We start from the raw sequence: 23,537 nt of genomic DNA on the forward strand, positions 1-23,537 counted from the left end.
GAATTATTGCACGGCTACTAGCGCTTAAGACCAGCCACAATGCAGTTAGCAAAGCTCTCAGAGGTATACGAGGTAAAGCCTGAGCCCTTCAAGAACTGAATAGCAGCCTCTTGATAAGAGGCAAAGGTTTGCGCAGTCATAGTGCTAATAAATTGATTTAGCTCACTGTAATCAGCGAATTTTCGGAAATCAATAAAACAGTCAGATGGAATCGCATGAGCTACATTAGCTTCTCCCCAATAAATAGGAATGCAGCCAGCAAATAAACAGTCAAAGATCTTTTCGGTTAAATAACCCGGAATATCTCTCGCATTCTCAAAACAAATGCAAAACTTGGTTTTACTCAAAACTTCATGCTTAGTTGTTGCGGGCCCTTGGTAACTAGGAAATACTGGCTTTGAGGTAATCCAGGGATAAATTTTTTCCATGCGGTAACGCAGCTTGCCTAGTTTACCCAATCGCTTTTGTGGCACCTTCCAACCGTTGCCATAAAGTTTTAATTCTCCTGACGCGTGCTTTTCAAACCAACGAACCGCTCGCACCCTTTCTGAATAGAGCTCTCGGTCATCATGCGCATTAGCATGCCGGTTGCTGCCAATCAAACAGACCAAATCTGGTCGCTGAGCAAATGGCAAGCTGACAAAGTCTTGTCCGCACTCTGACGGGATGGGATTGGGGTGGAATATTTCAATGAAGCGTTCGGCAGAAATAGTTCTTCCTTGATCATCCGAAAAGCCTTTTTCAAGTAAATCCTTATTCCAAGTAAAAATGCCATCGAAATGATTGAGATATTGATATTCAGCATTTCTGGGGACGGTCAGCGGTGTCTCATACAAAATTAAATAATTTTTCTTAATGGATGGGGAAACAAAGTCGATAGACTCAACATAGAGTCCGAAATCTGGACTTACACCATTCTTCTCATTGACGTCTGCAGTATGTAACTCGACATCTTGACTCAGTGCCACTTCCTGCAAAACACGCATTGGCTCGAGACAATTGTCTCGATTACGTAGGCTTTGAGGGTTGAAAATGTCATCTTCCCCGTTTTCCCAACCGTAAATACTGCCAATAAGCATAAAAGACCTATTTATATGGAATATATAAAGAATGGAGGCTCTACGTTTTTAGCAAATACACCAAAAGCCCCATCTAATGTTTTAATTATAAAGTTATGAATATCATCGCACAGCTACAGGGTGGACTTGGCAATCAACTCTTTCAATATGCCACCGGAAGGGCCCTTGCCCTGCAAAAACAAGTTCCATTGCTGCTTGACCATAGCTGGTATACCCAAACCTATGATGATGTGACTCCTCGAGAGCTAATGCTGAGTGAATTAAATACCAAAGGTTCATTAATTTCCTTTCAGCCAAAGATTAAGCGCCCCAAACGCATACAACGCATTGCGCAAAAATTCTGGCCAATCACTCCGTTTATCTTTACAGAGCAAGCTCCTTATCGATTTGATCCTCGACTAAGTAAGTCACCTGCTTTTAAACAGCAGAACCTCTATCTCATGGGCTATTGGCAGTCTTATAAATACTTTGAGAGTATTAAGTCGATTATTCAAAGTGAAATTAGTCCAAAAAAGTCTCTCGACAGCCATTACCAAAACTATCTTCAGCAAATTCAAGCGACTAATTCAGCCATGGTGCACGTGCGCCGCGGTGATTATGTGAATCTAGCTAGCGCTGCAAAAGTACATGGCTTCGTTGGCCTTGATTACTATCATACGGGCATGAAGCTATTGCTGGAGCAAAGTCCAGAAACCCATTTTTTTGTTTTCTCAGATGACATTACATGGGCAAAAGAAAATCTTCCATACCCAGAAAGAGCTACATTTGTGCAGTCACTCAAGAGCAGTGATGCTGTTATTCAAGAACTTGAACTCATGACTCATTGCCAGAATCATTTGATTGCCAATAGCTCTCTCAGTTGGTGGGCGGCATGGCTTGGCAAGAATCCAAACGGCACCATTTACTGTCCAAAAAAATGGATGAATGACACCAGCCTGGATTTGAATGATCTGCTCCCCACTGATTGGAAGCGTATTTAATTGGCCTAAGCTAGTCGCCCATAGAGGCTAGCAACAGTAGAAACCATAAGGCGCTCCAACCTGGTAAATGGCGTCAAAATGCCATTACCCCGGAATTGAAAGCGTGCATAGATCTCATAGTTCGCCATCATTGAAATGCCGCGAATATGTTGATTCAGCATTTTGATCATCGGCATTGCATAACGCAGCCTGTCCATAAATGACATTGGACGGGGGCAATAAGCAGATCCTATATTCATGCCTTCTAAATAATGCAATTGCATTTTTTTTAAGACTTCTCGAGCAGGTTCACCCTGCACTACGCTGATCTGATTCTCATGCAAGCGGTAAGTCAGCAATCTACTTTTAAGATTAGTAAAGCGCCAGCCTTTTAATGCGGCCTCAACAAAAAATGCATAGTCTTCAGCATGCTTATGCTGCTGCAAGTAAGGCAATTCCTTAAAAATTTCTGCCTTACCCATTACCGTAGGATTGCAAAATGGACTGCCAATAGTCAGTAAAGCTTTTAGATCCGCATTGGAGTATTTTTGTTTGGATTTTTTTCTAACGCCAGATTGCTCATTGATTGTCCAATATGCTGAGCCACACATATCACATTGATCACCCTCTAAATAGGCCACCTGCTCCTCAAGCCTAGTGGGCTCTGCAATATCATCACAATCTAATAAAGCGATGTACTTGCCCTGAGCCTTTTTTGCTATCGCGTTTCTGGCAACAATGAGTCCCTGGTTTTGGTCGGTAAGAATAGTTTTAATGCGGGGATCAGAGAAGCTCTGAATGATTTCTCGAGTTTGGTCACTTGAACCGTCATCGTAAATAATCAACTCAAAATTTTGGTAGGTTTGATCGAGCACGCTCTGGATAGAGGATGCGATGTACTTTGCCGCATTAAACGCTGGCATAGAAATGCTAACTAGTGGGTGTGCGGCCATAAGCTATAGATAGCTTTGTAAATATCGCCCAAAACGCTTTAGGCGCTTCAACGAGCGAGAAGAAAGTGATTTTTGTGAAGCACCGAAATTTAACTCAGATTCCCAAGCGGACTGATAAATAATCCCCATGTAATGCTTTGCAACCTTAGCTTCAGTTTCACCTAGGCGCCTCATTAAGAAATACTGCCAATCGTAGTGATAGATCCGAAACAAGGGCTCAATCGCAATCAGCGGAATAGCGTGGAACTTTAGGAGGGTTTCTCCATAAATCAAAGTCTCAGGATGTTCCGGGGTGATCAAATCCCAAATGCTCATACCCTGAGGTTGCAGAAATTGCGTATCCAATGATTGCCATACCTTGGCAGACCAAATAAACGGGGCTGGCGCGCAATAAAAATTAGGCCCTACACGGCCAAATAATTTTTGCACGCGGTCCGCTTCCGCCTTAAGTTCTCTTTCAACCTTATCCTGACCGCGATTAGACGCAATCTGAAAAAGCTCTTTGTTTTGATGCAAGACCGTATAAGGCATACCATCTGCAGATAAGAAATCAGATTGATGAAAATCTCGAATAAATAAACTATCGGAATCTAGGCATAAATAGTTTTCAGATAAGCCTAAGCGCCAAAACTCAGATTTCACAATCTGCTGTGACAAGCCGCCCGGCATAGCCCGATACTTTTCAAAACTAGCCTTAGGATTAGCAGTCACAATATCTTCATCAGCCACCCAGGTATAACCCTCTTGCCCCAAAACTTCTATGAGAAGTGCTTGATCTGTTTTTGGAGTAGAAATATAAAAAGGAAGGCGATCAACATTGAACTTATTGATAGAGTCCAACAGGCGTTTTAGACGCAGAAGATCCCTTGAATAGGATTTGCAGTAAAGAACAAAATCTTTCAAACGATATTCCTGTTGTTATTGAGAGTGGCTTTGTACATTCGTCAATATTGTATTAACAGCCTGATCAACGCCAATCGGCTTCCATACTGGCTCAATTAAATGTTTTCCCTGCCAGTCTAACCAAATTCTTTCCAAGGCCATGGCAATACCCTCAGAATCGCCTTCAGCACTTAAATATGCCCCTCTATCAAGCAACATTTGATCCAGCTGTGGATTGCGGTGGGTAATACCCCAGATAGGACGACCGGCCCAGAGGTAATCGTAGAACTTGGATGGAATGTACTCGGCACACCACTCATCATTACCATGCAGCAATATCAAAACATCTGCCTCTTGCATCTTCTCGACAACTCGCTCGCGCCCAGACTTACCGCTGACAGGATCTTTTTCTAAACGACCATGCGCTAGCAATACATCAGAAAATTCCAATTGATTGATTGCCTCAAGCGATAGAGAGTCTAGAGGAGCACCATACGCATGGACACGAATTAAATTTCTAGCTTCTGGATATTTCTTAAACAGAGGAACCAGGCCATTCAATACGGTTGAAAGTGATCGGTCATTGGCTAGCGAACCAAAATGACAAAGATTGAATTGGGAGGTGTAAGAATGCGCCCTATTGGCATTAAGACTGCCAGGAGGCTCAGCACCAGGGGTGACTACAAAGCCATGAGCATTGTGAGGTGTATTGAGATTGGGATTACGCACCTTTGCATAATGCAAAGCTCCTTCAGTAAACCACCAGACCTTGTCAGAAAAACGAGTGAGTTGGTTTTCTAAATAATGCCTAAATCGAGCATCGCGGTTTTTAGGTTTCTCAAATCCTGGATCACTGGGATTCTTACGAATGACTAATGGGTCATGTACTTCGGAAATCAATTCAATACCGGTTGCTTTCTTGAGCCATACGCCAGCTAAGTGAGCAGACCAAGCGCTCCCAACAGACATCACCACATCAACTTTACCTGCACGAATGAGCCTCCAGCCATGTAAAAAGGCTGGCAACGCCCATGACCATTGACTGGAGTAGCCAAGGCAAAGCTTCTCAATTGCAATGAGTGGCGCCAATAGGATCGAAACCGTTCTAGTAGTGATCTTGTAGATGAATCCACGGCCATATTTATTAGCCACCCAATGACGAAAGTCAAAACGAAAGCCTGAAGGACCCCAAGCAATAAATTGGTAATGCGGAAAGCGCTGATCTTTGATACCAGTGATGGCACTGAACACAATCGGCTCAACACCCGCTTCTAATAAATAAGGTATTTTGTCGGTAATGGTTAAGCTAGCTGCACGACCATCCATATTGAATGCATGAGTCAAAATCAACCAACGCTTTTTTTCAGTCACAGCAGGCAAAGAAATAGTCACTCAAATGGCTCGACTAGTTGCCAGCAACAATGGACATGACAGCCATACGCACCGCAATACCAAAGGTTACTTGATTCAAGATGACGGATTGAGGACCATCGGCGACGATTGAATCAATCTCAACGCCGCGATTCATGGGGCCAGGATGCATCACGATGGCATCGGCTTTGGCTAAGGCAAGGCGAGTAGGGTTTAAGCCATACTGCTTAAAGAAAGCATCACCCTCGGGAACCTGACCAGCCTCCATACGCTCTTTTTGAATGCGCAGTGTCATCACGACATCCACATCCTTTAAGCCTTCTTCCATGCTATGGAACACTTTGACACCCAACATATTTAGATCGCTTGGAAGCAGGCTTTCTGGACCAATCGCACGAATGTCTTCGCAACCCAAAGTCGTAAGGGCATGGATATTCGATTTAGCAACGCGGCTATGAACAATATCGCCCACAATCGCCACTTTCAAACCTTTAAAGTTTTGCTTAAAGTGACGCATCGTATACATATCCAACAATCCTTGCGTTGGATGTTGATGGCTACCATCACCTGCATTCACAACGTGAACATGTGCTGGTACGTGATTCGCGATTTCAATGGGGGCTTTAGATACGCTATGACGCACCACAAAAATATCAGCCTGCATTGCCACTAGATTATCAATGGTGTCGAGCAAGCTCTCACCCTTGGCTGTAGACGAGGTTGAAATATCTAAATTAATCACATCTGCTGATAAACGCTTAGCAGCGATTTCAAAAGTGGTTCTAGTACGAGTAGAGTTTTCAAAGAACAGATTAAATACGCTTTTGCCGCGCAGTAACGGGACCTTCTTCACCTCGCGGGCAGGATCTGTCACGCTCACAAACTGTTGCGCAGTATCTAAAATATGCAGAATCTGCTCCTTAGGCAAGCCCTCTAGAGTGAGAAGATGCGTTAGTTCTCCAGCCGCATTAAATTGATTCACTAGCTGACTCATTACTCACGCTCCTCTAGCTGAAAGCTGAACTTGCCAGCAGTATCTTTTTCTAAAACCAAAATTTGGTTTTCCGGAACCTGTACCTGCTCACCTACAAAATTAGCGGTTATTGGTAATTCACGATTTCCTCGATCAGCAAGGACCATGAGCTCGACTTGCGCAGGCCTTCCAAAATCAAATAACTCATTGAGAGCTGCTCGAACAGTTCTACCAGTAAGCAACACATCATCAATCAAAATGACATTGGCACCGTTTACATCAAAAGGTAAATGCGTAGTCATAGTGCTAGCAGTACGTAAAGCAGTCATGCCTTTTTCTGCGTAGTCATCCCGATGAAAAGCGACATTAATTATTCCAAAGTGTGGAAGCCCTAAATCATGGGCGAGCCGCTCGGCAATCCATGCACCACCCATAGCAAGGCCAGCAAGCTCAAAAGAGCCCTCTTGCGCTCTCTTGCGCAAGTTCTCTAGTAATTTTCCGTATAACTGTTCAGCATTCATTCTCTGGTCCGGACTCTATATAAGATCTATTTCTTTTTCTAGCGATTAAATTAATCTAACTTCAGGGCTTCACGTTATGTTCTGCAAAATACTGCTCCAAAATGAGGGCTGCAGAGTGCGCATCTAGATTGTCGTGCATCTTGGAGTCCCCCTCCAAAACTGCAGAGGTATAGCGCTCATCTACCCAGAAAACCGGCAACTGAAAGCGGCCATGCAACTGATTGCCGAAGCGGACCGCCTTTCCAGTCATTTCATGGGGGGTGCCGTCTGGGTGGACTGGTCGGCCAACCACCAATTGGTCTGGCTGCCACTCTTTCAAGAGTTTCTCAATCACCTGAAAAAGAACGTCACTACTTGGCGCTGCAATGGTCTTCAAAGCTTGGCCTGCTTTTGTCACAGAGTTTCCGACTGCCACACCCACTCTACGAGTTCCATAATCAAATGCCATCAGCGTCAATGCGTCAGGCATGCCCAGCCTCTCCAGACAGATGAGACAAATCAAAACCTAAGTGACTCACAGATTTTTCATAACGCTGGCTTGATGGGGTATTGAAAATGATCTCAATCATTTGTTCACGTGCTAGCGGCACATTCATCCAGCCATTCAGCGTAATCTCTTCCTCAAGCTGACCAGCGCCCCAGCCGGCATAACCTAAGGTCATCAAAAAATGTTGCGGACCTTTGCCGGCAGCTACAGCTTCAAGGACGTCCTTGGATGTAGTCATCGTCAAGCCGCCCGGAATAATTAATGAAGAACTATAAGGCGAGAGTGCATCAGACTCATGCAAAACAAAGCCGCGCTCTATTTGAACTGGGCCACCAAAATATACCGGCTGCTTTAATAAAGGGGCAATCTCCAATTTCAACTCAATCTTGTCAAAGAGCGTTTCCAAATCGACCTCAGTAGGCCGATTGATGACCAAACCCATCGCACCCCTCTCGGTATGCTCAAACAGGTAAATCACAGAACCAGCAAAATTAGGGTCCACCATGCCCGGCATAGCAATTAAAAACTGATTGGCGAGATGGTCTGCGGAAAAGGAAATTGATGACTCTGATACAGAAGCTCGTTCTGAAGCAGGGGGTGCTTTTTTAGCCGAAGTCATAGGGCTTATTTTACAGAATATCTAGATTTTTCCGGTAATCCAGTAAGCAAAAAGGCCAACAAGCTCATGAACAACATCATGCCAGTTTTGCGCCCCATCCACCAAATCAAATTCAGTCCACTGAAGGTGATTGGCGGTCTGATAATCTACCGGCAGAGGTAATACTGGCAAGTCTTGTTTTTGAAAGATCCTTACAGATCGATACATGTGGCTGGCAGAGGTAATTAAAAGCCAGGGTTTTAATTGTCCAGACTCATTCTTGGACCCAAATTCTTGAATGATGGGCTTCATATACAGCACATTTTCGTAAGTGTTACGAGACTGATTTTCGTAATGCGCGTTCTGCTCGCTTAAGCCCTGCTCTTGAATCAACTGCTTAAATGCATCCGCCTCTGTAACCCCCTTAGGTGTTATGCGCCCTGAATAACCACTGAATATGAATGGCACATTGGGCTTCTTACGTATTAACTCGAACGCTTTGGTCACCCTTTCAGCGGATGAGTAGATTGAAATCTCGCCACGATCAACGGCAATCTCTCCCCCTTCAATGGTGCCGCCCAGAATAATGATGCCGCCCACTTCATTATTCGATAATTTTGTAATCTCAGTTTTGGGCACGGTATTTTCAAGCGCTCTGAGAAACACCTCAGATGCAGGAAGCCAACCCACCAATGCAAGGTCTATCAAAGCCAGCACCAAAAACCTCTTGCAGAGTTGCGGTTTTCGCAAGGATAAAAAGAGAAGTGCCAGCAATACGAAAATAGGCACCCAATTGAGCGGCTCAATGCAAAATTGCACTACCTTCGAGAGAATAAAAAAGATCGTATCCATAATTCCTTAAGATCTTAACCTGCCTACCCTGACTACCCGCCTGCATTTACTCTGAATAAGCCCTAATATAGGGGCTATGCAAAAAGCTCTCGTTTGGCTCCGCCGTGACCTCCGCCTCTATGACAATGCTGCGCTTCACCACGCCCTAAAAGAAAGTGGTCAAGTTTGGCTTACGTTCATTTTTGATACAGACATTCTCAAACCCTTATTGAAGGGTGATTTAGATGCCAATGGGCTCAAGCATGATCGCCGTGTAGATTTCATCTGGCAGGGCGTAAAGCAAATCGATGATGAACTTCAAAAGCAAGGCGGTGGACTGATCGTTCGCTTTGGCAACCCTACCGAATGTGTTCCTCAAATTGCAAAAGAGTTGGGCGTTGAAACCGTTTTCACCAATCACGACTATGAACCCTCAGCAATTGAGAGAGATGAAGCTGTTCAAGCATCTCTAGAAAAATTAGGGATTGATTTTAAGAGCTTTAAAGACCAAGTCATTTTTGAGAAGAAAGAAATTCTTACAAACTCAAATACTGTCTTTTCGATCTTTACGCCTTATAAAAATAACTGGCTCAAAACTCTCCAAGAAAAAGATCTCGCTGCATATGAGTGCAATCCAAAACCTGGACAGGTTTCAGCTGTCCCTAAAAAATTGGATCAAGAATTTCCTTCGCTTGAGTCGATGGGCTTTTGCCCCACCGGCATCGAAAGCTATCTACCGCCTGGCTCCGAGGGTGGTCAAGCCTTTTTAGAAGACTTCCTGCCACGCATTGATCAATATCAGATTGGCAGGGACTTTCCGGCAATTAAAGGCGTAAGTTATCTCTCTACGCATTTACGCTTTGGCATGCTCTCTATCAGAGGCTTGGTGCGCGAAGCCCATCGTCGTATGTTAGCCGGTAGCATGGGTGCAACCATTTGGTTAAGTGAACTGATTTGGCGTGATTTTTATTTCATGATTCTGGCTAATCATCCTCGCTTAGCCACAGGCGCATCTTTTAAACCAGATTATGACAACATCGTTTGGGAATCTGGCTCTAAAGCAAAGAAGCTATTTGCTGCTTGGTGTGAGGGTAAAACAGGATACCCACTTGTGGATGCAGCCATGCATCAACTCAACCAAAGTGGCTATATGCATAACCGCCTACGCATGGTGGTAGCGAGCTTTCTGACTAAAGATCTGGGAATAGATTGGCGCTGGGGCGAAGCCTACTTTGCAGAACATCTCAATGACTTTGAGCTTTCCTCCAATAACGGTGGATGGCAGTGGGGTTCTTCATCAGGATGTGATGCGCAACCCTACTTCCGTATCTTTAACCCCATTACCCAGTCAGAAAAATTTGATCCAGAAGGTAAATTTATTAAACGCTACCTGCCAAAATTAGAAAAGCTCTCTAAGAAATCTATCCATGCCCCCTGGAAAGCTGGCCATATTGAGCTCGAGGCTGCCGGGATCATAATCGGACGAGACTACCCTCTACCAGTAGTAGATCACGATGAAGCGCGCAAAAATACCTTGGTTCGTTACAGCGTGGTTAAAAAAGTCGCCTAATACACAGAATCATTAGCGCCCTATTCACAGTTCCGATTTAAGATAGCGTATGAGCAAGATCTACGCCGTAGGCGATGTACAGGGTTGTGCACCCTCTCTCAAAGCCCTAGTCAAGAAACTTCCAAAAAAATCGAAGATGATTTTTTTGGGGGATCTCGTCAATCGTGGACCAGACTCGCTTGGTGCATTACGCCAACTCAAAGCCTTACAAGAATCAGGTCGTGCTGAATGCATCCTAGGCAATCATGATCTACATCTCTTAGCGATTGACGCAGGGCTTCGCAAATCTAAGGGCTTGGACACTATTGAACCCATACTGTCGGCACCAGATCGCAAAGAGCTGATTCATTGGATTCGTAATCGACCCATGGCTTTGAGCAATGGCAAAGTATTAACAGTTCATGCAGGAGTCTTGCCGCAATGGGATCTGCAGCAAACCATTGAATGCGCGCAAGAAGTGGAAAAAACTTTACGCGATAAATCGTATAAAGATTTTCTAGCTAATATGTATGGCAATACACCAAATCAGTGGAGCAAGTCTCTGAAAGGTTATGAGCGCCTACGCGTGATTACCAACACCTTAACCAGAATGCGTTTCTGCACACCAACTGGAAAAATGGAATTTGAGAGCAAAGAAGGCTTGGAGCAAGGTCCCAAAGGCTATATCCCTTGGTTCACAGTCCCAGGCAGAAAGACTCAAGACGTTCTTACCTATTTCGGTCACTGGTCAACATTGGGCTTGCTACGTCAACACAATGTGATTGGCTTAGACACTGGCTGCGTATGGGGCGGCAAGCTCTCTGCCCTAGAAATCTCCAGCTCAAATAAAGACTCTAAAAATCTAGAGCTCATTCAGGTAAGTGGTTACGACCACCCACTCAGAATGTAAACAATCAGAAATATTGATTATTTAATCCTTAAAGCTCAAAGCTTTTTAAAGGATTTCTCAGCAGCAGCAATGATCGCATCGATTACCGCATTGTCATGTGCTATGGAAGTAAATCCGGCTTCGTAGGCAGATGGCGCCAAATACACACCTTCATCCAGCATGAAGTGGAAGAACTTCTTAAACGCCTCAATATTGGTTTTAGTAACTGCTTCATAGGTAGTTGGCACTTGATCAGCGAAGTAAAAGCCAAACATACCGCCAACGCTATCCACAGCAAAAGGAACGCCGGCCTTATCTGCAGATTGTTTTAAGCCTGCCATTAACTTTTCTGTTTGGCCAGTCAAGCATTCGTAGAAACCTTCGCGAGAAATAATCTCCAAAGTTTTTAATCCTGCAGCAACCGCTACTGGATTACCGGATAAAGTGCCTGCCTGATAAACATTACCCAAAGGGGCAAGCTTATTCATGATCTCTTTCTTGCCACCAAACGCCGCCATAGGCATGCCGCCGCCCATGACCTTGCCAAGGCAAGTGAGATCAGGGGTTATGCCCTGCAAGAACTGAGCGCCACCTAAGGCGACTCTAAAGCCAGTCATCACTTCATCGTAGATTAAGACGCTACCATGCTTACTAGTCAAACTTCGAATAGCCGCTAAAAATTCTTTTGAAGGCTGAATGAGATTCATATTGCCGGCAATCGGCTCCAAGATCACAGCAGCGATCTGATCTCCCTGCTTTTTAAAGACTTCCTCAATTGCTGCCACATCGTTATACGGCAGAACTAAAGTGTGCTTCACCAAATCCTGTGGAACACCACCAGAAGAAGGCGCATTTTGGGTAGAGTCGGCAAAGGTAAGTAAGCCTGAACCTGCTTTAACCAAGAGACTATCGGCATGGCCGTGATAGCAACCCTCAAACTTGATAATCAAGTCACGGCCAGTGTAACCACGAGCCAGACGCAAAGCACTCATCGTTGCTTCAGTGCCACTAGAAACCATACGCACTTGTTCGACACTCGGCATAAGTGCACAGATACGCTCAGCCAATTCAATCTCGCCTTCAGTGGGGGCACCATAACTAAAGCTAGTTTCAGCAGCTTTCTGAACCGCAGCCACCACCTCAGGATTGGCATGACCCACAATCATTGGGCCCCAAGACATAATTAAGTCGATATAACGCTGATCATTGGCATCCCAGAAATAAGGGCCTTGGGCTCTTGTAACAAAACGGGGAGTTCCGCCCACCTGACGAAATGCTCGCACTGGAGAATTGACGCCCCCAGGAATTGTCTTTTGTGCACGCTCAAATAAAACTTCGTTTTGATCTACTTTTGCCATCATTGCTTCCGAATTAAATTGCCATCATTTCAAAATCTTCTTTACGGGCACCGCACTCTGGACAAGTCCAGTTCATCGGAACATCTTTCCAAAGGGTTCCGGGTGCAATACCTTCATCAGGCAAACCAGCGGCTTCGTCATAAACCCAACCGCAGATCAAACACATATACGTTTTAAATTCCATTACCTTGCTCTCCACATATTTTTAGTTACTTTAAGCTGGTCGCTTAGCATGCATCTCGAACTTGAATAAACGGCACTCCAAAGGACCATTAAATAAAGGGGTGCGCTTAGATTCTTTGATGCGTAGCTGACCTGGCAGAGCCATATCCGCAGTCAAAACAAAGATATTCCAGCCACCAAAATCATCTTTGAGATGCTGTCCAAATTGACGCAAAAACTCGACAAACTTTGGATCCTGCTCTTCTTGGGCTTGAAGCTTCTTCAGGGATTCACGACTTGAACGTTTAGCACTTTGACGACCAGTCTCTAAGTTCAATTCAAAACGATTATCAGGTTCATCATCGTAATCAGAATCTTCACTAGAAGCACGATCCTGACCACGTCCACCCTTAATTACCAGACGCTCGCCATAAGGAGGGTTTAATAACATTACACCCTCGCTAAGATTGCCCGGTGCTTTTGCAGCCAAGGCGTCCACCTGACGTACCACTGGCTGATCGGGCAATTGGGCTCTTTGCCAATTACCTTTGAACATCGATACTAATTTCTCGTTAATATCGCCACCGGATATTTTCAGAGCATCGACATTTGGATATTGCTTACGCTTTTCCAGCATCAAAGCAAGTGCCGCCTCTTTCAAATCTACCCAGCGCTTTTGCTCAGCAGCTTCATTAAACGGCTTGAGCCTTTGAAACCCAAAACCGTGGGCTGATGTCACTAAAGGGCGATAAGCTAATCGACTTGGTTTGGCATCATCGCCATACATGCCCGCACGAATAGCGCCCGGTGGAACGCCTAGTGCTATCTGCGCAGCCTCAATTAAGAAGGTGCCACTACCGCACATAGGATCAAATAGGGTTTGGCCTGGTTTCCAAGCAGTAATCGATAAGATGCCAGCGGCTAAATTTTCCTTTAGAGGTGCATCACCCTTTTCATCGCGCCAACCTCGCTTAAACAATGCTTCACCCGAAGTATCCAAATAAATCGTGATTTGAGTAGCTGTTAAATGGGCCTGCATTCGTACGTCCGGAAAAGCAGTATCGATACTAGGACGATCGCCAGTCACGTCACGTAAACGATCAACGATGGCATCTTTAATTTTGAGCGTTGCAAAATTTAAGCTCTTTAATGGTGAGCGATGTGCCGTCACATCAACTCGCAAAGTTTGCTTTGAACTAAACCATTCCTCCCATGCCAAACCGCTCGCTAATTTATATAAGTCTTCTTCTTGCCTATAAGGCGCCTGGGCCATTTGCAATAACACCCGACTCGCAATACGGGAATGCAAGTTCAGCGCCATTGCAGCAGAAATCGGTGCAGCAAGACCAACGCCACCCGTAGGGCTAGTTGGCGTAGGATCAATTACCCATGCCCCCAAGGCCTTACATTCTGGGCGTCCAGCAATCTCTGCTAGCTCCTGGGCAAGCGGTACTTCCAAACCGCCTGGACAAACAACGAAAAATCTCATGATGCTAACAGTCGTTAAATGGGGGGATTAAAAAATAAAATAGTAATAAGCGGTATTAAAAAACTGGTCTTAAGGCTTAAACAACACTAAGACAACAATAATGACCAGCAAGATCACTGGGACTTCATTAAACCAACGAAACCAAACGCCAGATCGATTATTTACGCCTGCACGAAACTTTTTGAGCAAACTTAAACAGGCATGGTGATAGCCGATAACTAAAATCACAAAGAACAATTTGGCATACATCCAGATACCGCCAGCACCAATGCCAAAGTAAAGCCATAGCGTCAGACCTAGTAGTACCGCTGGCACGGCCAAGATAGTCATAAAGCGGAAGAGGCGGTCCGCCATACCCAATAAACGGGCATAAGCGTCAGAGTTTTTTTCTTCGGCCAAGTTCACAAAAATTCTGGGCAGGTAAAACAAACCGGCAAACCAGGATGTGATGAATACGATGTGAAAGGTTTTTACCCAGAGGTAGGCGTTGTTCATATGTAGTTTGCTCTATTTATCTTTTTACTTTAGGTCCGAATCTCACCATGACCCATGACCACATACTTCAATGAGGTCAAGCCATCCAGGCCAACAGGGCCACGGGCATGCAATTTATCATTAGAGATGCCGATTTCAGCCCCTAAGCCATATTCAAAGCCATCCGCAAAGCGAGTGCTGGTATTGACCATCACACTGGCGCTATCCACTTCACGCAAGAAGCGATCGGCCTGCGCTTTATTATTAGTAATAATGGCATCCGTATGTTTGCTGCCATATTGCTCAATATGATTCATGGCTTCATCAATATTAGCCACTGTCTTAATAGATAAGATGGGAGCCAAGTACTCAGTTTGCCAATCTTCTTCTTTGGCATCGACCAGATTCTGAAAGCCATTTGCCTCAAGGGTTTTGCGAGTCAAACTATCAACTCGTAACTCCACACCTTTATCTTGATAAATCTTGCAAAGCGTTGGTAAGACTTTCTGTGCAATATCTTGATTGACTAACAAGGTCTCCATCGCATTGCAAGGGGCGTAGCGTTGAGTCTTGGCGTTATCACATACCTTCACTGCCATTGCTATGTCCGCATCAGCATCAATATAAGTATGACAAATTCCATCTAAGTGCTTAATCATCGGTACACGCGCTTCAGCCATGAGGCGGGCAATCAAACTCTTACCACCGCGGGGTACGATCACATCAATGTATTGGGTCATTGTGATCATTTCACCTACTGCACTGCGATCGGTAGTAGTCACTACTTGCACAGCATCTTTAGGCAAGCCAGCAGCAGCCAGACCCTCTTGAATAATCTGGGCTAATAAAGTATTGGAATCAATTGCTTCGGAACCACCACGCAAAATCACGGCATTGCCAGACTTTAAGCACAATGCAGCTGCATCGATAGTGACGTTTGGGCGAGACTCATAAATGATGCCAATAACACCCAAAGGTACGCGCATCTGACCCAACTCAATGCCGGAAGCCTGCTTTTGCAAAGCAGAAATTTTGCCAATCGGATCATCCAAAGAAACAATTTGTTCTAAACCCAAAGCCATGGTTTCAATAGTCTTGGGAGTCATAGTTAAGCGATCAATAAAAGCGGCATCTTGCCCATTTGCTTTCGCACGCTCTACATCCACTTGATTAATCTTCTGAATCTCGGCAGCCTTCTGACGAACTACTTTAGCAATATGTAATAAAGCCTGATTCTTTTGCTCGCTAGATGCGCGCGCCATTGCACGCGATGCAGCGCGTGCTCGCATCCCAATGTCTTGCATCATTTCTTGAATGGATGAACTCATTTCTTAATCTCTTATTTCTTAACGAAGTAAATTACCAACTAAACGTAAGCCATCCCATGGGTCGGCAGGCAATTCAGCCGCATGCAAACCCTTTACTTGGCGATCTAGTCCTGCAGCTAACTGCATTGCTCTTCGCAGCTTGAGGGGCTGAACCCTTCTCAAGGCTGCTGGGTATAAACGTTCTTTATTTCCCCAAATCCGGTTGGCCCGCATCAAGTTCTGCACTGATTCGCCCGCATCGCTTGCAGCCTTCAATTTAGATAGTATTCGAAGCTCTTCAGTTACGCTCCACAGAATCAATACCAGCGGCTCACCCTCGCCTTTGAGGCCATCTAGCATGCGATTGAGCCTAGCCAGATCTCCAGCCAGCATTGCTTCAGTCAATTCGAACACGTTGTAGCGCGCTACCTTCAGAATGGATGAGCGAATTTGCTCCTCGCTTAGTTTTCCGACGGGATATAACAAACCCAACTTCAAAATTTCTTGATGAGCAGCAATGAGATTGCCCTCTACCTGCTCAGCAATAAATTCAAGTGCACGCTGACCCTCTGGACCCGGCCCTACCTCTTGATCTTGGCGCTTAAGTCGTCCAGCGATCCACTGTGGCAAATGACTGCGATCCAAGGAATCAATCTGGATTGCCATACCAGCATCATCTAAAGCACTGAACCAAGCAGAAGTCTTGGTCTTGCCATCCAAGCGAGGCAACACAATACAGACAACTGTATCTGGACCATCTAACCCGATAGGCTGCGCAGCAATTTGAGATGCGAACTGCTTAAGAGCGTCAGCTCCATCGCGTCCAGGCTTACCAGTTGGAATGCGTAGTTCAACCCAACGCTTATCGCCAAATAAAGACATGGTCTGACCAGCACTCAGAAGAGCGCTCCAATCAAATCCACGCTCTTGTAATAGCACTTCGCGTTCGGTGAAGTTTTGTTTCTTGGCAGCGGACCGCAATTGATCCATCGCTTCCATCATCAATAGCGGCTCATCACCGCTAAAAACATACAGCGGCAACATAGCGCCACCAGAACTCAAAGACTTGAGGTGCACTTGCAAGGCATCAACTTTAACCATGCCTTAATTGACCTCTAGAAAGCTCTTGATTGCTGCGCTCTTGCAGCAGCAACGCGACGTAAGATTTGAATAGCCAAATCCTTACGCATGAGGGTTAAGAATTGCTGAATTTGAACATCGGTAGCCAAAACAGTGGAAACCGTGAAGTCCATATCGCGAGTCATGTAAATCTCTGCCTCAGGCACGATTTCTGCTCCAGCCAAGTCGTAGGCTCTAAAGCCAACACGAATATTGAGGCGATATGCAGAGACTTGACCGTTGGAGTTGTAAGCCAAAATCTCGCGACCATTGATATCGTTAGTAATTTCCAAGATGAGATCTGCATCTTTAGGATTGATAGCAACTTTCGCATCCGTACCCGTCAGAATCGCCGTCTGTAAGTCTGCCCTGAGTGGTGGGGATGGGTTACCAGTAATTGCAATGACCTTGAATGGTAAATCCACCATACCGCGCAGACGAAAGCCGCAAGCGATCAATCCACTGAATGGGGCAGTAGCAATTAAGCCTAGCATTGCACGACGAAGGGAATTTACGCTCATGTCTCTTTTTCTATTTAAGCAACAATATTGACCAAACGTCCAGGCACCACAATGACCTTTTTCGGTGAATTTCCATTCAAAGCTTTTTGTGCGGGCTCACTTTGTAAAGCCAATGACTCAACTTGCTCTTTACTTGCATCTGCTGGCACCTTAATGTCACCACGCAACTTGCCATTAATCTGCAACATCAAAGTCAGTTCAGTCTGCACCAATGCCGCTTCATCTACCGAAGGCCATGGAGCATCGAGCAAAGGCCCATAAGTCTTTGTATAAGCAAGATCTTTCCACAACACATGAGTCATGTGCGGAACTACAGGATAGAGAACGCGCAATAAGATGCTCAGACATTCACGCAAGACTGGCGCACTAATGGCAGCATTCTGCTCCAACTTGATAGGCTCAAGAATATTGAGCATCTTCATCGCAGCAGAAACCACCGTGTTGTATTGACGACGTTGATAGTCAAAATTAGCTTGCTTCAAAATCGTATGCACTTCACGGCGCAGTTCTTTTTCAGCATCGCTCAAGTTGCTAGGCAAGCTATCAGAAGCGTCACGCAATGCGCCTGCTTGAGCGCTGGAATACATCCAGACACGACGCAAGAAACGAGAGGCGCCATCCACACCAGCGCCAGACCACTCTAACTGTTGCTCAGGAGGGGCGGCAAACATCACAAATAAACGCGCAGTATCTGCGCCATATTGATCAATTAATGATTGAGGATCAACGCCATTGTTCTTGCTCTTAGACATCTTCTCAACACCACCAATGATGACTGGTGTATTTGAAGCGTCACCTATCAACTTGGCGCCTTGCGGACGACCCTTCTCATCAAGATCTAATTCCACATCCAAGGGATTAAGCCAAGTCTTTTTACCCGAAGCATCTTCAGAGTAATAGGTCTCATTGAGGACCATTCCTTGGGTCAGCAAATTCTGGAAGGGCTCGTCAAACGTGATGAGATTGAGATCGCGCATGACCTTAGTCCAGAAACGCGCATAGAGTAAATGTAAAATCGCATGCTCAATGCCGCCAATGTACTGGTCCATCGGCATCCAATATTCATTGCGCTCATCGACCATGGTCTTAGCATTAGGTCCGGTATAGCGCATGAAATACCAAGAGGAATCCACAAAGGTATCCATAGTGTCAGTTTCACGACGCGCAGGCTTACCACACTTCGGACACTTCACATTCAAGAAGTCAGCGCGCTTATTGAGTGGATTACCACTGCCATCGGGTACACAATCTTCCGGCAATACTACTGGCAGGTCTGCCTCCGGCACGGGCACAGCACCACAACCTGAATTGCTCTCATCGCCACAATGAATAATCGGAATCGGCGTACCCCAATAGCGCTGACGAGAAATTCCCCAATCACGCAATCGATAGGTAGTCTTGATTTCGCCAATGCCGAGCTTTTCAAATTCTTTCGCAACAGCGCTCACCGCCTCTTCATGCGACAAGCCATCAAACTGAGCACTGTTAAAACAAACTACCCCTTCTTTTTGGGCATACCAATCTTCCCAACGAGTGGCATTAAACATTGGCGACTCGCCTTTGAGCGCAATCACTTGCTTAATTGGTAAGTCATACTTCAGCGCAAAAGCAAAGTCGCGCTCATCGTGAGCCGGCACGCCCATAACTGCGCCATCGCCATAAGACATTAATACGTAATTACCAACCCAAACAGGCACTGGCTCATGAGTCAAAGGATGTGTGACGTATAAGCCAGTAAACATCCCCTCTTTTTCTTGAGTAGCTAAATCAGCCTCGATCACGCTACCGGTCTTGCATTTCTCAATAAATGCGGCGAGCTCGGGATTGTTAGTGGCTGCCTTGGCAGCCAATGGATGCTCAGCTGCTACAGCGCAGAACGTAACACCCATGATGGTGTCTGCACGGGTAGTGAACACATACAAAAGGCCATCTTGAATAAAGTTACCGTGATCATCAGCAATATCGTGCTTAAAAGCAAAACGTACACCACGGCTTTTGCCGATCCAGTTTTGCTGCATGATCTTGACGCGCTCAGGCCAGCCCAAGCTATCTAAACCAGAAAGCAATGGTTCTGCATACGCAGTGATATTGAAGTAATAACCAGGGATCTCGCGCTTCTCTACTAAAGCGCCAGAGCGCCAACCACGACCATCAATCACCTGCTCGTTCGCCAAAACCGTTTGATCAATTGGATCCCAATTCACCACTTGCGTTTTGCGATACGCGATACCTTTTTCGAGCATCTTTAAAAAGAGCCACTGGTTCCAACGATAGTAGTCAGGACTACAGGTAGCAACTTCACGTGACCAATCAATCGCTAAACCCATCGCAGCCATTTGCTTTTTCATATAAGCAATGTTGTCGTAGGTCCATTTAGCGGGAGGAACTTTATTCTGAATGGCTGCATTTTCTGCAGGCATGCCAAAGGCATCCCAACCCATAGGCATGAGGACGTTATAGCCCTGCATACGGAGCTGACGCGCCATCACATCGTTAATGGTGTAGTTGCGTACGTGCCCCATGTGGAGCTTGCCAGATGGATAAGGCAACATTGAGCAGGCGTAGTACTTTGGCTTCTGTTTACCCTGCGCATCCACTGCGTTCTCGGCTACTTGATAGACTCGCGCACTTTCCCAATCAGCTTGCGCTGCCGCTTCAATACTGCGGTAGTCGTAATCCTTACTCATTCTTCGACAACTCTTTTCTTCTATTTTTAATTGATTGACTAATTATTTACGTAAGCCGAGAACATCTTGCATATCGAATAAACCAGAATTTTGGTTTTGCAAGAAACGGGCTGCACGCAACGAACCTTGCGCATAGGACTGACGGCTTGAAGATTTATGACTGATTTCAATACGTTCGCCATCACCTGCAAATAAGACAGTATGGTCACCAACAATATCGCCACCACGAATCGTTGCAAAACCAATAGAGCCTTCTTTACGTTCACCGGTATGACCTTCGCGTGCATACACGGCAACGTTATCGAGCTTTTCACCTAAAGCATCCGCAATCACCTCACCCATCTTGAGTGCAGTACCAGATGGAGCATCCACCTTATGCTTATGATGCGCTTCAATAATCTCAATGTCATAACCTTGATTGAGCATCTTTGCCGCGATCTCTAGCAACTTAAAAGTGGCATTCACACCCACGCTCATGTTTGGCGCAAAAACAATTGCTAGCTTTGCTGATGCATTTTTCAAGCTCGTAATTTGATCGGCAGTCAGACCCGTAGTACCAATAATCATTTTGGTGCCCGTCTTCTCAGCAACAGCCAAATGGGCCATCGTGCCTTCAGGCCTAGTGAAGTCGATTAAAAATTGTGCATTAGCTAAAACCTGGGGGACATCAGAAGAAATGAGTACGCCAGTTTTTTTACCCAAGAAGGCGCCAGCATCTTCACCCAACTGTGGGCAAGCATTATGCTCAAGCGCACCAACCAACTGCGCATCAGTTGTATTGAGAACGGTCTCAATCAACATCTTACCCATACGGCCTGTTGCGCCTGCAATTGCAATCTTCATCATTTTTCTTCGCTTCTGGTTAAAAGTTGCTGAAGGAACTCACTTCAGCATCAACACATAAGTAATTTTTACTTGGCTTCACTAGCCTGCGGAACATTAAGAGCGCCAGACCCCAATGGCTCAGGCTGAACATTTGGATCGTTTTTAGAAAAACTAAAAAAGTCCCAGAATGAACTACCAGTAGTAGCTGGTGGTATGGCCGCACCCGCTGCCAAATTATCCGTTTTACTTGGCACCATCAGTTCTGGTTGCTGCAATGGCGGGGTAACAGGTGGCTTATTGGATCCCGTAATGACATCCCAGAATGAACGTTTGGTTTTAGAGTAGTTATCGATCTCGGCAACCATCTCAACTTCTGTAGGCAAAGCATCACCGTCAAACTTCACTACTTTGTCGCCATCAAAGAACACTGTGACATGACGATCTTTGCCCATGACCTGACCAGCACGCTTGAATTCAAAAATATAATCCCAGCGATTCGCATGGAAGTAACTTGCCAATAACGGAGTGCCTAAAATTTGACGCACCTGCTCACGAGTCATACCTAATTGCAACTTAGCGTACTGCTCGCTAGAAATGAAGTTGCCCTGCACAACATCTGGAACATAAGGTCTAAAAACCTTATTCATCCAAGCGCGTTGAGTTTCATCAACGGCAGAAGTACATCCAACCACTCCCATCAATCCCAATAGAGCCAGGGACACCAGCCCCAATCGAGCAGGGGAATAAACACCCTTCAAAAACGGGTTCAAAAAGCGGGTAAAAAGTTCAAGGCAATTTTGCATGGCTGGCCGTATCATTAAGACATTGATTTTAGCTCCCAATGCCATAAATATGACCCAAAACCCTAGTCCTGAAGATTTACGCGATATTGGCCTAAAAGCTACCGGCCCAAGGATGAAAATCCTCGATTTTTTTCATCAAAACGGCGGAACCCACTTTAGCGCCGAAGATGTCTTCATGGCCCTAGCCAAAGAAGACAAAGAGATCGGTCTGGCAACGGTTTACCGGGTACTTACCCAATTTGAACGGGCTGGCCTTCTACTGCGTAGCCATTTTGAATCTAGCAAAGGTGATAGCAGGGCGATTTATGAATTGAATGAGGGTCAGCACCATGACCATCTGGTTTGTATCGATTGTGGCCATGTAGAGGAATTTGTAGACGAAGCCATTGAAAAAAGGCAGCGCGATATTGCTAAAAACCTGGGTTTTAAGCTCCAAGAGCATTCTTTGGCCATGTATGGCCACTGCCTGAAGAAAAATTGCCGCAACAAACAAGCTAAATAAAATTGCCAAAATAAGCAGTTTTCATCACTGCAGAAGCAAAAAAGACCCCAAATTGAGGTCTTTTTTACAAAATTAAGCCTAAAAAGAAGATTTAAGTATTTTTTAACAACTTTTAAGTACTCTTAACTACTCTTATCTATTTTTTCTTACTTGACAGCCATTAACGCTTCAGCAGCATTGAGCATCTGCACTGAATAACCCCATTCGTTGTCATACCAAGCTAGTACTTTGACCAACTTGCCATCTGCAGAGACGCGAGTTTGGGAGGCATCATAAATACTTGGGCGTGGATCGTGGTTAAAGTCAATGGATACCAAGGGCAATGTATTGAAGCCCAAAATACCTTTGAGCTCCCCTTCGCTAGCAGTCTTGAGAATGGCATTCACTTCGTCAACGCTGGTGGCGCGACTAGCAGCAAAAGTGAGGTCGACAACAGAAACATTAATGACTGGTACACGCATTGCGAAGCCATCAAAGCGACCTGCCAATGCCGGCAAAACTAAACCAACTGCCTTAGCAGCACCTGTCTTCGTTGGGATCATGCTGGTAACAGCAGAACGCGCACGACGCATATCCTTGTGATACACATCTGTTAACACTTGGTCATTAGTAAATGCATGAATAGTAGTCATCAAACCAGATTCAATGCCGATCTTTTCTAAGAGCGGTTTAACTAATGGAGCCAAACAGTTTGTTGTGCAACTGGCATTAGATACAACCACATCGTTTGGCTTCAGCACATTTTGATTTACGCCGTACACAATAGTTGCGTCTACATCTTTTTCACCAGGAGCAGAAATCAATACTTTCTTTGCGCCCTGCTCAATATGAATCATGGCCTTTTCTTTTGAAGTGAACTTACCAGTACATTCCAAAACCAAATCAACGCCTAATTCACCCCATGGAGTTTCCGCAGGATTACGAGTGCAGAACATTTTGATGCGATCGCCATTAACCACCATGTAATCACCATCAACAGACACATCTGCTGGGAAGCGGCCATGCGCAGAGTCATATTTTGTAAGGTGCGCGTTAATAGCAATATCACCCATCGCATTAATTGCGACGATCTGGATATCACGACGTGGCTTGCCGTTTACTTGATCTTCATAAAGAGCACGTAATACCATGCGGCCAATACGCCCATAACCATTAATTGCGACACGAATTGTCATTTATTTCCCCTTACTAATATTGA

The 23,537-nt window shown here is 45.2% G+C and carries 24 protein-coding genes; 4 read left to right on the forward strand and 20 right to left on the reverse strand.

The annotated features are described in order from the left end of the window. Positions 1-17: 17 nt before the first annotated feature. Positions 18-1,079, reverse strand: a complete 1,062-nt coding sequence (locus AOC28_RS07345) for a glycosyltransferase family 10 (RefSeq protein ID WP_072583323.1) — start codon at positions 1,077-1,079, stop codon at positions 18-20. Between the two features lie 95 nt (positions 1,080-1,174). Here AOC28_RS07345 and AOC28_RS07350 point away from each other — a divergent pair, with 95 nt between their 5' ends. After that, positions 1,175-2,059 carry an alpha-1,2-fucosyltransferase gene (locus AOC28_RS07350; RefSeq protein WP_072583324.1) on the forward strand — a complete coding sequence of 295 codons (885 nt, stop codon included), beginning with the start codon at positions 1,175-1,177 and terminating at the stop codon, positions 2,057-2,059. Positions 2,060-2,064: 5 nt separating this feature from the next. Here the strand turns inward: AOC28_RS07350 and AOC28_RS07355 are convergent, their stop codons facing one another. From AOC28_RS07355 to AOC28_RS07390, 8 genes are all read right to left on the reverse strand, one after another. Beyond that, entirely contained in the window at positions 2,065-2,991 is a 927-nt protein-coding gene (locus tag AOC28_RS07355; RefSeq protein ID WP_072583325.1) for a glycosyltransferase family 2 protein, read from the reverse strand. Positions 2,992-2,994: 3 nt separating this feature from the next. Beyond that, on the reverse strand, positions 2,995-3,894 hold the full coding sequence (locus AOC28_RS07360) for a DUF6492 family protein (protein WP_072583326.1): 900 nt from the start codon (positions 3,892-3,894) through the stop codon (positions 2,995-2,997). A gap of 15 nt (positions 3,895-3,909) precedes the next feature. Then, entirely contained in the window at positions 3,910-5,265 is a 1,356-nt protein-coding gene (locus AOC28_RS07365; RefSeq protein WP_237767767.1) for a hypothetical protein, read from the reverse strand. 13 nt (positions 5,266-5,278) lie between these two features. Beyond that, on the reverse strand, positions 5,279-6,238 hold the full coding sequence (locus AOC28_RS07370) for an aspartate carbamoyltransferase catalytic subunit (protein WP_072583327.1): 960 nt from the start codon (positions 6,236-6,238) through the stop codon (positions 5,279-5,281). Next, positions 6,238-6,738 carry a bifunctional pyr operon transcriptional regulator/uracil phosphoribosyltransferase PyrR gene (pyrR, locus tag AOC28_RS07375; protein WP_072583328.1) on the reverse strand — a complete coding sequence of 167 codons (501 nt, stop codon included), beginning with the start codon at positions 6,736-6,738 and terminating at the stop codon, positions 6,238-6,240. The genes AOC28_RS07370 and pyrR overlap by 1 nt, the downstream gene beginning before the upstream one ends. 61 nt (positions 6,739-6,799) lie before the next feature. Further along, entirely contained in the window at positions 6,800-7,207 is a 408-nt protein-coding gene (ruvX, locus tag AOC28_RS07380) for a Holliday junction resolvase RuvX (RefSeq protein ID WP_072583329.1), read from the reverse strand. Further along, positions 7,200-7,739 (reverse strand): YqgE/AlgH family protein, encoded by a 540-nt coding sequence (locus AOC28_RS07385; RefSeq protein ID WP_237767771.1) that lies wholly within the window; start codon positions 7,737-7,739, stop codon positions 7,200-7,202. Before AOC28_RS07385 ends, ruvX begins: the two co-directional genes overlap by 8 nt. 126 nt (positions 7,740-7,865) lie before the next feature. Further along, positions 7,866-8,675 (reverse strand): YdcF family protein, encoded by an 810-nt coding sequence (locus tag AOC28_RS07390; RefSeq protein ID WP_072583330.1) that lies wholly within the window; start codon positions 8,673-8,675, stop codon positions 7,866-7,868. A 76-nt stretch (positions 8,676-8,751) separates the two neighbouring features. Between AOC28_RS07390 and AOC28_RS07395 the strand changes: the two genes are divergently transcribed. Together AOC28_RS07395 and AOC28_RS07400 are read left to right on the forward strand one after the other, a co-directional pair. Further along, the gene (locus AOC28_RS07395; protein WP_072583331.1) at positions 8,752-10,224 is read left to right on the forward strand and encodes a deoxyribodipyrimidine photo-lyase; all 1,473 of its coding nucleotides are present in this window, start codon (positions 8,752-8,754) and stop codon (positions 10,222-10,224) included. A 49-nt stretch (positions 10,225-10,273) separates the two neighbouring features. Then, positions 10,274-11,113, forward strand: a complete 840-nt coding sequence (locus tag AOC28_RS07400; protein WP_072583332.1) for a symmetrical bis(5'-nucleosyl)-tetraphosphatase — start codon at positions 10,274-10,276, stop codon at positions 11,111-11,113. Between the two features lie 35 nt (positions 11,114-11,148). Here the strand turns inward: AOC28_RS07400 and hemL are convergent, their stop codons facing one another. The 10 genes from hemL to AOC28_RS07450 all read right to left on the reverse strand — a co-directional run bounded on the left by hemL (position 11,149) and on the right by AOC28_RS07450 (position 21,804). Continuing rightward, positions 11,149-12,450: a glutamate-1-semialdehyde 2,1-aminomutase gene (hemL, locus tag AOC28_RS07405; protein WP_072583438.1), complete on the reverse strand. Its 1,302-nt coding sequence runs from the start codon at positions 12,448-12,450 to the stop codon at positions 11,149-11,151. Between the two features lie 13 nt (positions 12,451-12,463). Further along, the gene (locus AOC28_RS07410) at positions 12,464-12,634 is read right to left on the reverse strand and encodes a rubredoxin (RefSeq protein WP_071464595.1); all 171 of its coding nucleotides are present in this window, start codon (positions 12,632-12,634) and stop codon (positions 12,464-12,466) included. A 30-nt stretch (positions 12,635-12,664) separates the two neighbouring features. After that, positions 12,665-14,101 (reverse strand): THUMP domain-containing protein, encoded by a 1,437-nt coding sequence (locus AOC28_RS07415; protein WP_072583333.1) that lies wholly within the window; start codon positions 14,099-14,101, stop codon positions 12,665-12,667. Between the two features lie 69 nt (positions 14,102-14,170). Further along, positions 14,171-14,596 (reverse strand): CopD family protein, encoded by a 426-nt coding sequence (locus tag AOC28_RS07420; protein WP_072583334.1) that lies wholly within the window; start codon positions 14,594-14,596, stop codon positions 14,171-14,173. A 29-nt stretch (positions 14,597-14,625) separates the two neighbouring features. Next, positions 14,626-15,903 (reverse strand): glutamate-5-semialdehyde dehydrogenase, encoded by a 1,278-nt coding sequence (locus tag AOC28_RS07425; protein WP_072583335.1) that lies wholly within the window; start codon positions 15,901-15,903, stop codon positions 14,626-14,628. Positions 15,904-15,921: 18 nt separating this feature from the next. Then, the gene (holA, locus tag AOC28_RS07430; protein ID WP_072583336.1) at positions 15,922-16,983 is read right to left on the reverse strand and encodes a DNA polymerase III subunit delta; all 1,062 of its coding nucleotides are present in this window, start codon (positions 16,981-16,983) and stop codon (positions 15,922-15,924) included. 14 nt (positions 16,984-16,997) lie between these two features. Then, complete coding sequence (gene lptE, locus AOC28_RS07435) at positions 16,998-17,522, reverse strand: LPS assembly lipoprotein LptE (RefSeq protein WP_072583337.1); 525 nt, start codon at positions 17,520-17,522, stop codon at positions 16,998-17,000. A gap of 14 nt (positions 17,523-17,536) precedes the next feature. Continuing rightward, positions 17,537-20,209, reverse strand: a complete 2,673-nt coding sequence (gene leuS, locus AOC28_RS07440; RefSeq protein ID WP_072583338.1) for a leucine--tRNA ligase — start codon at positions 20,207-20,209, stop codon at positions 17,537-17,539. Positions 20,210-20,251: 42 nt separating this feature from the next. Next, on the reverse strand, positions 20,252-21,052 hold the full coding sequence (dapB, locus tag AOC28_RS07445) for a 4-hydroxy-tetrahydrodipicolinate reductase (protein ID WP_072583339.1): 801 nt from the start codon (positions 21,050-21,052) through the stop codon (positions 20,252-20,254). A gap of 68 nt (positions 21,053-21,120) precedes the next feature. Then, positions 21,121-21,804: an outer membrane protein assembly factor BamE gene (locus AOC28_RS07450; RefSeq protein ID WP_237767768.1), complete on the reverse strand. Its 684-nt coding sequence runs from the start codon at positions 21,802-21,804 to the stop codon at positions 21,121-21,123. A gap of 82 nt (positions 21,805-21,886) precedes the next feature. Between AOC28_RS07450 and fur the strand changes: the two genes are divergently transcribed. After that, positions 21,887-22,339 carry a ferric iron uptake transcriptional regulator gene (gene fur / locus AOC28_RS07455; RefSeq protein ID WP_072583439.1) on the forward strand — a complete coding sequence of 151 codons (453 nt, stop codon included), beginning with the start codon at positions 21,887-21,889 and terminating at the stop codon, positions 22,337-22,339. Between the two features lie 146 nt (positions 22,340-22,485). Here the strand turns inward: fur and gap are convergent, their stop codons facing one another. After that, positions 22,486-23,514, reverse strand: coding sequence for a type I glyceraldehyde-3-phosphate dehydrogenase (gene gap, locus AOC28_RS07460; RefSeq protein ID WP_072583341.1), 1,029 nt, complete (start codon positions 23,512-23,514; stop codon positions 22,486-22,488). Positions 23,515-23,537: the final 23 nt, after the last annotated feature.

Source organism: Polynucleobacter sp. MWH-Adler-W8 (assembly GCF_001889925.1).
Taxonomy (GTDB): Bacteria; Pseudomonadota; Gammaproteobacteria; order Burkholderiales; family Burkholderiaceae; genus Polynucleobacter.

Bases quoted from the DNA above. Each gene is read 5' to 3' on its own strand.
- AOC28_RS07390 (WP_072583330.1), bottom strand. From the start codon at position 8,675: ATGGATACGATCTTTTTTATTCTCTCGAAGGTAGTGCAATTTTGCATT.
- ruvX (WP_072583329.1), bottom strand. From the start codon at position 7,207: ATGCCTGACGCATTGACGCTGATGGCATTTGATTATGGAACTCGTAGA.
- pyrR (WP_072583328.1), bottom strand. From the start codon at position 6,738: ATGAATGCTGAACAGTTATACGGAAAATTACTAGAGAACTTGCGCAAG.
- AOC28_RS07395 (WP_072583331.1), top strand. From the start codon at position 8,752: ATGCAAAAAGCTCTCGTTTGGCTCCGCCGTGACCTCCGCCTCTATGAC.
- holA (WP_072583336.1), bottom strand. From the start codon at position 16,983: ATGGTTAAAGTTGATGCCTTGCAAGTGCACCTCAAGTCTTTGAGTTCT.
- AOC28_RS07370 (WP_072583327.1), bottom strand. From the start codon at position 6,238: ATGAGTCAGCTAGTGAATCAATTTAATGCGGCTGGAGAACTAACGCAT.
- fur (WP_072583439.1), top strand. From the start codon at position 21,887: ATGACCCAAAACCCTAGTCCTGAAGATTTACGCGATATTGGCCTAAAA.
- leuS (WP_072583338.1), bottom strand. From the start codon at position 20,209: ATGAGTAAGGATTACGACTACCGCAGTATTGAAGCGGCAGCGCAAGCT.
- gap (WP_072583341.1), bottom strand. From the start codon at position 23,514: ATGACAATTCGTGTCGCAATTAATGGTTATGGGCGTATTGGCCGCATG.
- AOC28_RS07415 (WP_072583333.1), bottom strand. From the start codon at position 14,101: ATGAGATTTTTCGTTGTTTGTCCAGGCGGTTTGGAAGTACCGCTTGCC.
- lptE (WP_072583337.1), bottom strand. From the start codon at position 17,522: ATGAGCGTAAATTCCCTTCGTCGTGCAATGCTAGGCTTAATTGCTACT.
- AOC28_RS07385 (WP_237767771.1), bottom strand. From the start codon at position 7,739: ATGCCGGGCATGGTGGACCCTAATTTTGCTGGTTCTGTGATTTACCTG.
- AOC28_RS07400 (WP_072583332.1), top strand. From the start codon at position 10,274: ATGAGCAAGATCTACGCCGTAGGCGATGTACAGGGTTGTGCACCCTCT.
- AOC28_RS07420 (WP_072583334.1), bottom strand. From the start codon at position 14,596: ATGAACAACGCCTACCTCTGGGTAAAAACCTTTCACATCGTATTCATC.
- AOC28_RS07425 (WP_072583335.1), bottom strand. From the start codon at position 15,903: ATGAGTTCATCCATTCAAGAAATGATGCAAGACATTGGGATGCGAGCA.
- AOC28_RS07410 (WP_071464595.1), bottom strand. From the start codon at position 12,634: ATGGAATTTAAAACGTATATGTGTTTGATCTGCGGTTGGGTTTATGAC.
- AOC28_RS07345 (WP_072583323.1), bottom strand. From the start codon at position 1,079: ATGCTTATTGGCAGTATTTACGGTTGGGAAAACGGGGAAGATGACATT.
- dapB (WP_072583339.1), bottom strand. From the start codon at position 21,052: ATGAAGATTGCAATTGCAGGCGCAACAGGCCGTATGGGTAAGATGTTG.
- hemL (WP_072583438.1), bottom strand. From the start codon at position 12,450: ATGGCAAAAGTAGATCAAAACGAAGTTTTATTTGAGCGTGCACAAAAG.
- AOC28_RS07355 (WP_072583325.1), bottom strand. From the start codon at position 2,991: ATGGCCGCACACCCACTAGTTAGCATTTCTATGCCAGCGTTTAATGCG.
- AOC28_RS07350 (WP_072583324.1), top strand. From the start codon at position 1,175: ATGAATATCATCGCACAGCTACAGGGTGGACTTGGCAATCAACTCTTT.